Below are 8,692 nucleotides of genomic sequence, written 5' to 3' on the forward strand. Positions count from 1 at the left end.
GGCATCCTCGGGGCCCTGCTCGGACTGCTGATGATCGGACTGACCAGCTGGCGACGGGTGCCCGGCGGCCTGGCCGTGCTCGCCGCCGGCCTCATCGCCGTGATTGCGGCCGCCGGAGCGTTTCCGGTGCTGCACGACCCGCTGTTCAGCTGGCTGAGCGACGACGCCGTTCCCTACCTCGCCGACCACCCCTGGGCGTGGGCGACGGTGTTCGGCGCGCTCGTGCTGCCGGGCGCATGGTCGCTCGCGGAGGCCGTCACCACCCGCCGGGTCCGCCGCCGGAGCTGAGCCCGAGCTGGCCGGGGTCAGCCTCGTTCAGGAGACGTCCGACCAGCTCAACATGCCGTTGGGGTCCCGCAGGCAGGACACCGGCCGCCCGGCTGAGTCCCGCAGGACCCGGCCGACGTCCGCCGGCTCGCACGACCCACCCTCCTCCGGCGGCGACTGCGCGGAGGACGTCGGCGGCTCGGTGGACCACCGACCGCCGGCGGCGGACCCACCCCCGTCATCCGGAACGCAGAACAGCGCCAGGCCGTTGACGGCCGTTGCCGGGGCCTTGTTCCGGCCAGGCGCGCACGCCTCGCCGAGGAACACCGCCGACGGCTGCGGCGTCGGCACTGCCGTGGCCGCGGCACCTCCACCAGCTCCGCCGCCCCCACCGGCCGCGCCAGCCGCGGGGCTCGCCCCGGGAGCGGACTGCGCCGCGCCTGCACCCGCCGCGGCCGGACCCGAAGCGCCCGCTGGCCCCGGGGAGTTCGGCCCCGGAGAGTTCGGCGACCCGGGGGAGCCCGCCGAGCCGCTCCCAGCCGTGGCACCGTCCGGCGCGGCGCTCGCCGCGTCGGTGGCGCCTGCGGCGGCCGGCGGGGTCACGGTGGGCGAAGCCGGCGCGCCCTGACCTGAGGGGAAGGGGCTGGCGGCGATCGAGGTGTTCGACTGGGCGGCCACGTTCTCACCCGACGAACCGGACTCCGAGCAGCCGGCCAGGACCGCGAGCAGTAGGCCGCTCGTCATCGCCAGGCCGAGCCGCCCCGGGCCCGAACGGGTGGGTAGCAGCCGGCCGTGCTTCGGACGCAAGCGGGCGGACCCGTGACGTCCCGGTGCCTGCGCACCACTCACGGCGAACCTCCCGTCGCAGGTCGGGAGCCGAGTCATACCCGGTTTCGGGCCCGGCCGACCAAGGCCCCCGGTCCAGCTTAGGTAGCCTTCCGCTCGCGGCGGGGCAACTTACCGGGAACTGGACCGTCCGGGCTCGTTCCCGGTGGCGTGGGAACCTGTTGGGCGACGCTGTGCATCGACTCGACCACATTCGCATCACGGATGAACAACACGAGCACCGCACCCGCCAGTGCCGGCGATAAAGGCACGAGAGAGACCCAATGACATGCGAGCACGTCGGCGGTGCGTCGCACGCGGATCACGGCCACCTAGCCGACCGGGCCCGAGCGCGCGGAACCGATGGGCTGCGCCGCCGCGGCGGACGCCGACAGCTGGTCCGGGACGACCGCGGCGACGGGCCGCAGGGTGCCGTCGACCGCCAGCTCGGCGGCGACCTGGTCGAGCGGGACCGCGGGCCGGGGCGGCAACGGCATGCCCTGGGCCTGTGTGCCGAGCTCGACCCAGCCGACCAGCTCCTCGCCGTCGGCCAGACCGAAGGCCGCGCGGACCTGCGCGCTGTCCAGCAGCGGCACCGACTTCCAGGCCGAGGCCAGGCCGAGGGCGTGGGCGGCCAGGCAGATGTTCTGCGCCGCCGCGGCGGCGGAGGCGTCCTGCTCGCCGACCGGCACCTTCGACTCGACGCGGGCGGCGACGACGGCGATGAGCGCCGGGGAGCGGGTGGCCTTGCCGGCGGCCTTACGCACGACCGGCTCGGGCAGGGTGCCGACGGCCTGCGCCGCCTCGGCGATGGCGGTGGCGAGGGTGGCCCGCGCCTCGCCACGTACGACGACGAACCGCCACGGCCGCAGCATCTTGTGGTCGGGTGCCGTGGTGGCGGCGCCGAGGATGACGGCGAGCTGCTCCGTCGTCGGTCCGGGTTCGACGAGTCGGGTCGCGGTGCGGCGCGTCATGAGGCAGGCGAGAGCATCCACGGGGGACTCCTTAGTTGGCGAGGCACCCTCACTATGAGGAGTACCGTCCTAAGATAACCTCACCATCACCGTAGACGAGGAGACCACTCGGATGCCGCCACCGGACACCGGCGACGAGGTCGTGAACGTGCTGCTCGCCGCCGGCCACCAGGTGCGGATCGCGGTCGACGAGGCGTTGCGGGCGAGCGTCGGGCTGACCCTGCGCCGGTTCAAGGTCCTGCAACTGCTCGCGGACATCGGGCCCTGCCGGCTGCGCGACCTCGCCGAAGCGGTCGCGGTCGTGCCCCGGACGATGACCGAGACGGTCGACAGCCTGGAATCAGACGGCCTGGTGGCGCGTCGTTCACATCCCAACGACCGGCGCGCGGTGCTGCTGGCGCTCACCCCGGCCGGCCGGCAGGCGCTCACCGTCGGCCGTCGACGGCGGGCGGAGACGGTGGCTGATTTCACCCGGCATTTCACCGCGGCGCAGCGGACCCAGCTCGTCGAGCTGCTGGCGTCGATCCGGCGGCACGGACCGCCCGAGCCCGAATCCAGAGCGCCCGAATCCAGAGCGCCCGAATCCGGTGTAGCCCCACAGTAGACAGCAAACTGCGGGACGTTACCGTAGAAGCTGTCGGATCGGACCATCGCCGGGAGGTTCCCGTCACCGCCGTCGTCCACGTCGACCGCCTGAGCAAGCGATACGGGTCTCACCACGCCGTTCGGGAGATCAGCTTTGCGGTCCGCGAGGGCGAGATCACCGGTTTCCTCGGTCCGAACGGCTCCGGGAAGACCACGACGCTGCGCGCCCTGCTCGGCCTCGTGACGCCGAGCTCCGGAGCGGCCCTCGTGTTCGGCCGTGGCTACCGCGAGCTTGATCACCCGGCCCATCAGGTCGGCGCGGTGCTGGAGACCGGATCCCATCCTGGCCGCAGCGCCCGCGACCACCTGCGCGCCCTGGCGCTGCCGCTGGGCGTCGGACGCCGCCGGGTGGACGAGGTGCTCGCGACCGTCGGGCTCGCCGCCGCCGGGGACCGCCTGACCGGCGGGTTCTCTCTCGGCATGCGGGGGCGCCTGACGCTCGCCGCGGCTTTGCTCGGTGACCCGGCGCTGCTCGTCCTCGACGAACCGACCGGCGGCCTCGATCCGGAGGGTATCCAGTGGCTGCGGGCGTTCCTGCGCTCGTGGGCAGCCCAGGGCCGCACCGCGCTGCTGTCCAGCCATGTCCTCGCCGAGGTCGCCCAGACCGTCGACCACGTGGTCATCATCAGCGGGGGTCGCGTCGTCCTCGACGCGCCCGCGGACCGCCTGGGCTGCGGCCACGTCGAGGTGCGCACCCCAGCCGCGGCACGGCTCGCAGGCCTGCTCGCGGCCCAGGGCCTGGTCCCGACCGGCGCGGGGCACGACGGGCTGCGGCTGCCGGCCGGGACGGCGGAGCAGGTCGGCCAGGTCGCGGCGCAGCACGGGATCGCACTTGTCGAGCTGCACACACACGGCCCGGACCTGGAGGAGGTCTACTTCGCGCTGACCCGTCCCCACGTCGGCGCGCCGGACGATGAACCGGGGGCCAGCCCGGTGGGGCCGCCCCAGCCGGGCGTCGACGCCCCTGGGCGCCGGCTGAGATGACCGGACGGCAGGCCGGTGTGGGCGTCCTGGTACGCACCGAGCTGTTCAAGATCGCCAGTAGTCGCTGGCAGCCGGTCGCTCTGGCGGGGATTCTGATCCTGCACGTGCCGCTGATGCTGTGGGCCGGCCAGGACGCGGCGGCGAGCTGGGACGGGCTGCGATCGCGCTCGGGGTTGTTCACCGGCTACTTCACAATGGCCTTCGGTGTCCTTGTTGTGGCACAGGATTACCGCTACCGGACGGCGGTGCTGGCTTTTCTCGCCGTGCCGGGTCGCCGCCGGATCACGATTGCCCAGGGCATCACCGTCGCCGCGGTCGGCGTCACGCTCAGCGCGGTGTTGTTCGCCGCCTGGCTCGTCGTCGGGGTGGTCCGCTACGGCGGACCCGGCATGCACCTGGACCGCCCGGCCGACGTCGCCGGGGCCTACGCCGTGGTCGCCGTCACCGTGTGGGCGGCGGGCGCGGTCGGCGTGGGGGTCGGCACGCTGCTGCGCGGTCCGACGGGCGCGCTGCTCGCCCTGGGCGGCTGCGGCATGGTCGAACTGTTCCCGGATGCGACCCGCTTCCGCGGACCGGTCACCGCCCCCCTGGGCGTGCTGGCCTGGCCGACGTCCGAACTCGAGGTCACATCCCTGGCGAGCGCGGTCTGCTGGGGATCACTGGCCGTGACGGCGGGGCTGTTCGCGGTGCGACGGGACCTGCCGTCATGATCGAGGCGCCGCGACCGCCGACCGGCGGCCACAACCGACCACCGCGCTTCACGGCGCCACCGCACGGACGGGACACAAACGTGGCACCGGTGTGGGACGGATCACCTCCGACGCGTCGGGTAGGCGCATCCCCCACCGCACCGACCCGAGATCGGCCTACCATCCGGCACATGGTGCCGTGCCCGACTTGCGCGGAGGACAACCCGGAGCGGGCGCGCTTCTGCTCCGAGTGTGGGAATCCCCTGCCCACCGCGGGAAGCGGCGCGCGCAAGACAGTAACGATCATGTTCGTGGACATCGCCCGGTCGACGGACATCGGCGAGAAGATCGACTCCGAACCGCTGCAGCAGGTCATGTGGCGGTTCTTCACCACGGTGCGGGAAGTGATCTACACCCACGGCGGCTCGGTCGAGAAGTTCATCGGCGACGCCGTCTTCGCCGTCTTCGGCATTCCCGTGCTGCACGAGGACGACGCGCTGCGCGCGGTGCGCTCGGCGCTGGACATCCGGGCCGCGATGGCGGCGCTCAACGCCGACCTGCAGGAGAAGTGGGGTCTGCGACTGCGGGTACGGATCGGGATCAACACCGGGGAGGTCACCGTCGCCGGCGGCGGCGTCACCGGCGACGCGGTCAACGTCGCCGCCCGCCTGGAGAGCGCCGCGCCACCCGACGAGATCCTCATCGGCGACACCACGCACCGGTTCATCCGCCACAGCGTCACGGCGACCCCGCTGGACCCGCTGGTCGTGCAGGGCAAACGCGACCCCCTGCGGGTACACCAGCTGACGGGCCTCGTGGACCCGACGGCGGGCCCGGGCAGCCGGGCGCCGATCCACGGCTTCACCGCGCCCGTGATCGGCCGCAACCGGGAGCGCCGCCGCCTGCAGGACGCGTTCGAGGCGGTCATCGACGAGCGCACCTGCCACCTGTTCACCGTGCTCGGCTCGGCCGGTATCGGCAAGTCCCGGATGGTCGGCGAGTTCTGCACGTCCATGACCACCCGGGCCACGGTGCTCACCGGTCGCTGCCTGTCCTACGGCGAGGGCATCGCCTACTGGCCGCTGATGGAGATGGTGCGCCAGGCCACCGGGCTGACCGCCGACGAGAGCGCTCCGGACGGCCGGCGCCGGCTGCGCGAGCTGCTCGACGGCGTCGGCCAGGCCGCCGAGATCGTCGAGGCGCTCGCCCCGCTGGTGGGGCTCGGCGGCGCCGAGCAGGGCCCGCAGGAGAGCTTCTGGGCGGTCCGGTCGTTCTTCCAGGCCCTGGCCGCGCGCCGGCCGCTGATCCTGTGGTTCGACGACGTGCACTGGGCCGAGCCGACGCTGCTCGACCTGATCGAGAACATCGCCGACTGGTCCCGTGACGCGCCGATCATGCTGCTCTGCCTGGCCCGCCAGGAGCTGCTGGAGGACCGCCGCGACTGGGGTGGCGGCAAGTTCAACGCCACCTCGATGCTGCTCGCGCCGCTGACGGAGGCCCGCTGCCAGCGCCTGATCCGCAGCCTCATGGGCTCCGACGACCTCGACCCGGCGCTGGTCACCCGGATCACCACCTCCGCCGCGGGCAACCCGCTGTTCGTCGAGCAGATGGTCGCCGCCCTCGTCGACGACGGGCTGTTGCGCCGGGAGGGCAGCCGCTGGATCGCCACCGGCAGCCTGCGCAACGTGACGGTGCCGCCGACGATCTCCTCGCTGCTCGCCGCCCGCCTCGACCGCCTCGACCCGCCCGAACGCCGCGTCCTCGAACGCGCGGCCGTCGTCGGGGAACGCTTCTACCTCGACGCCGTCATCGACCTGTCCGACCCGGCCGAGCAGTCGATGGTAACCGTGCACTGCCTGAACCTGGTCCGCAAGGAGCTGGTCCACCCCGACCGCTCGGACCTGCCGGGCGTCGAGGCGTTCCGGTTCCTGCACGTGCTGCTGCGCGACTGCGCCTACGAGTCCACCTCGAAGCGGCGCCGGGCCGACCTGCACCAGCAGTTCGCCCACTGGCTGCAGGCCCGCCTCGTCGGCGGTCCGGGCGAGCACGACGAGCTCGTCGGCTACCACCTGGAGCAGGCGTTCCGCTACCGGGTGGAGATCGGCCAGCGCGACGCGGAGACCGTCGAGCTGGGCCGGTCCGCGGCGACCTGCCTCATCGAGGCCGCCGACCGGGTGCGCCAGGGCGACGAGACGAGCGCCGCCCAGCTGCTCAAGCGGGCCATCACCCTGCTGCCCGAGACCGACCCGCTGCGGCTGCGCGCCGAGATCGACCTCGGCTGGGCGCTGTACTCCTTCGGCCGCTTCTCCGACGCCGAGCGCATCCTGCGTCAGGTCACCGAGCGGGCCCGGCGCGCCGGCGAGGAGGGGCTGCGGGCGCACGCCCGGCTCGCCCACCTGCGGGTGTTGTTCTCCACCGACCCGGAGGGCCTGATCGCCACCACCCTGACCGAGGCCGCCGCGTCGCTGGCCAACTTCGTCCGTTCGGGCGACGACGTCGGAGCGGCGTTGGCCTGCCGCAGCCAGGCCAACGCCTACCTGGCCGCCGGCCAGCTCACCGCGGCCGAGCAGGCGATGGTGAACGCCGTGCGTCACGCCGAGGAGTCCGGCGTGCCGCGGGCCGCGCAGTCGCTGCGCCGCGAACTCACGCTGCTCATGAGCTGGGGGCCGCGGCCGGTCGCCAGCAGCCTGGCCCGCGCCGGCGATGCCCTCGACGCGGCCGGGGACGACCGGGCCCTGCGCCGCGCCCTACTCGCCCAGCTCGCCGTCCTCACCGCGATGTCGGGTGACCTGGAGGGTGCGCGCATCCATCTCAAGGCCGCCGAGGAGATCGTCCACGACCTGCGGGCGCCGCGGACCGACCCGTTCCACGGCGGGTTCGTCGTCGCCCGGGTGGCGCTTCTCGCCGACGAGCTGACCGTCGCCGAGCGGGAGCTGCGCCGCAGCTGCCGAGCCCTGTCCCGGATGGGGGAACGGGCGCTGCTGGCCAACCGCGCGGCTGCGCTGGCCGACGTGCTGGTGCGCCTGGGCAAGGTGGACGACGCCGGCAAGTACGTCACCCGCTGCCGGGACGCCGCCGCCGCCGACCAGCTACCCGCCCAGGCCGGCTGGTGCGGGGTGCACGCCAGGCTGCTGTCCCTGCGCGGCCGGGACGCGGAGGCGCTGCGCTTCGCCGACACCGCCGTCGACCTCACCGGGCGCACCGACGACGTCGACGGGCAGGGCCACGCGCTGCTTTCCCGAGCGGAGGTGCTGTACCGGGCCGGGCGCAAGGACGACGCCGCGGAGAGCATGGAGGCCGGCATCACCCGGTACCTGCATCGCGGCAACGTAGCCGCGGCGAACCTCGGCCGCCGGCTGTTCGAGACCCTGGACCGGCCTGCGTCGCTGTCCGGCTGAGGTCGCAGCTCAGCGCAGCAGGCCGCGCAGCCGGGCCTGCTCCTGCAACCAGTGCAACTCCTGGGCCCACAGCCGCAGCCGCTCGACCGCGGCGAGCTGCCGGGCGAGTGCCTCGGCGACGGGCGGCCGGCTCAGCGCCTCGACCCCGGACGGCGACCACTGCCAGTGGGCCTCCTCCTCGCAGGCCCGCCGGTAGGCGGCGCGGCACAGGACGATCTCGGCAATGGCGTAGTCGACCTGCTCGGTGAGCAGGTGGAGCCGCGCCAGCAGGTCCGCATCACCGACCAGGGGACGGCCGCTGTAGGCGGGCAACGGTACGGGCCGCACAGACATATTGCTCGAAGCGTACGAGCGAACCGCCCGCGGGAACAGTACCGGGGGTGGACAGATCGGTGACCTTCCACCCCGTCCTGGGGGATACCCGAGTCGGGTGAGATGGGCGCTGGAGATGTGAGCAACCGGAGTCGGGGGGAAGGCATACGGTACGGCGCCGGCGGCGTCGATCGGATCTGTAAGTCGGCCTGGGGGTTTTTCGGTGAGTCTCACACCACCCGTCCTGCTGATGGTGCTTGGATTTCCGCTTCTCGTCATGGCTGGAATGCTGATGATGAGCGGGATCGAGAAAAGGTTGATCGGTTCGCGCAGTCTGCCGTCCCGGGTGGCCGAGGAGGCCGCCGCCGCGGTCGGATCCGCGGCGGCGGGCGGCACCGAGAACGCCGTCGGTGGCGGGATCCCGCCGCATCCGGCACTTACGGGCCCCTTCCGGGTAGCTGAGCTCCCCACCATCCCCCTCCGCTTTTCGCTACGGACAGTGATGATGGAGGACGGTGCCCGCGTCCCGCTGGGCGCCGCGGCGCCCAGCATGGCGGCCAGCGTGGCGAGCCCCGCCGCCGTCGCGGCCGCGCATTCC

The 8,692-nt window shown here is 73.3% G+C and carries 9 protein-coding genes; 6 read left to right on the top strand and 3 right to left on the bottom strand.

Annotation, left to right across the window (positions count from 1 at the left end; all coding sequences use genetic code 11):
- The coding region (locus tag NBZ83_RS26775; protein ID WP_261576026.1) for a hypothetical protein at positions 1–288 on the top strand (288 nt) is incomplete at its 5' end.
- Between the two features lie 27 nt (positions 289–315).
- On the opposite strand, the gene NBZ83_RS26780 is transcribed toward NBZ83_RS26775, so the two are convergent.
- Positions 316–1,074 (bottom strand): hypothetical protein, encoded by a 759-nt coding sequence (locus tag NBZ83_RS26780; protein ID WP_261568099.1) that lies wholly within the window; start codon positions 1,072–1,074, stop codon positions 316–318.
- Between the two features lie 350 nt (positions 1,075–1,424).
- Positions 1,425–2,087 carry a nitroreductase family protein gene (locus NBZ83_RS26785; RefSeq protein WP_261568100.1) on the bottom strand — a complete coding sequence of 221 codons (663 nt, stop codon included), beginning with the start codon at positions 2,085–2,087 and terminating at the stop codon, positions 1,425–1,427.
- A gap of 91 nt (positions 2,088–2,178) precedes the next feature.
- On the opposite strand from NBZ83_RS26785, the gene NBZ83_RS26790 reads away from it, so the two are divergent.
- From NBZ83_RS26790 to NBZ83_RS26805, 4 genes are all read left to right on the top strand, one after another.
- Positions 2,179–2,670 (top strand): MarR family winged helix-turn-helix transcriptional regulator, encoded by a 492-nt coding sequence (locus NBZ83_RS26790; RefSeq protein WP_261568101.1) that lies wholly within the window; start codon positions 2,179–2,181, stop codon positions 2,668–2,670.
- A 155-nt stretch (positions 2,671–2,825) separates the two neighbouring features.
- The gene (locus tag NBZ83_RS26795) at positions 2,826–3,695 is read left to right on the top strand and encodes an ATP-binding cassette domain-containing protein (RefSeq protein ID WP_438803197.1); all 870 of its coding nucleotides are present in this window, start codon (positions 2,826–2,828) and stop codon (positions 3,693–3,695) included.
- Positions 3,692–4,405: an ABC transporter permease gene (locus NBZ83_RS26800; protein WP_261568102.1), complete on the top strand. Its 714-nt coding sequence runs from the start codon at positions 3,692–3,694 to the stop codon at positions 4,403–4,405. Before NBZ83_RS26795 ends, NBZ83_RS26800 begins: the two co-directional genes overlap by 4 nt.
- Positions 4,406–4,575: 170 nt before the next feature.
- Complete coding sequence (locus NBZ83_RS26805) at positions 4,576–7,782, top strand: ATP-binding protein (RefSeq protein WP_261568103.1); 3,207 nt, start codon at positions 4,576–4,578, stop codon at positions 7,780–7,782.
- 9 nt (positions 7,783–7,791) lie between these two features.
- On the opposite strand, the gene NBZ83_RS26810 is transcribed toward NBZ83_RS26805, so the two are convergent.
- Positions 7,792–8,115 (bottom strand): hypothetical protein, encoded by a 324-nt coding sequence (locus tag NBZ83_RS26810; protein ID WP_261568104.1) that lies wholly within the window; start codon positions 8,113–8,115, stop codon positions 7,792–7,794.
- Positions 8,116–8,317: 202 nt separating this feature from the next.
- On the opposite strand from NBZ83_RS26810, the gene NBZ83_RS26815 reads away from it, so the two are divergent.
- The coding region (locus tag NBZ83_RS26815) for a hypothetical protein (protein ID WP_261576027.1) at positions 8,318–8,692 on the top strand (375 nt) is incomplete at its 3' end.

The sequence above is a fragment of the Frankia gtarii genome, from assembly GCF_025403375.1.
In the GTDB taxonomy this organism is placed as follows: Bacteria; Actinomycetota; Actinomycetes; order Frankiales; family Frankiaceae; genus Frankia; species Frankia gtarii.

What these genes read in the sequence shown, in the direction of transcription:
- NBZ83_RS26790 (WP_261568101.1), top strand. Translation starts at nt 2,179, where the DNA reads ATGCCGCCACCGGACACCGGCGACGAGGTCGTGAACGTGCTGCTCGCC.
- NBZ83_RS26800 (WP_261568102.1), top strand. Translation starts at nt 3,692, where the DNA reads ATGACCGGACGGCAGGCCGGTGTGGGCGTCCTGGTACGCACCGAGCTG.
- NBZ83_RS26805 (WP_261568103.1), top strand. Translation starts at nt 4,576, where the DNA reads ATGGTGCCGTGCCCGACTTGCGCGGAGGACAACCCGGAGCGGGCGCGC.
- NBZ83_RS26810 (WP_261568104.1), bottom strand. Translation starts at nt 8,115, where the DNA reads ATGTCTGTGCGGCCCGTACCGTTGCCCGCCTACAGCGGCCGTCCCCTG.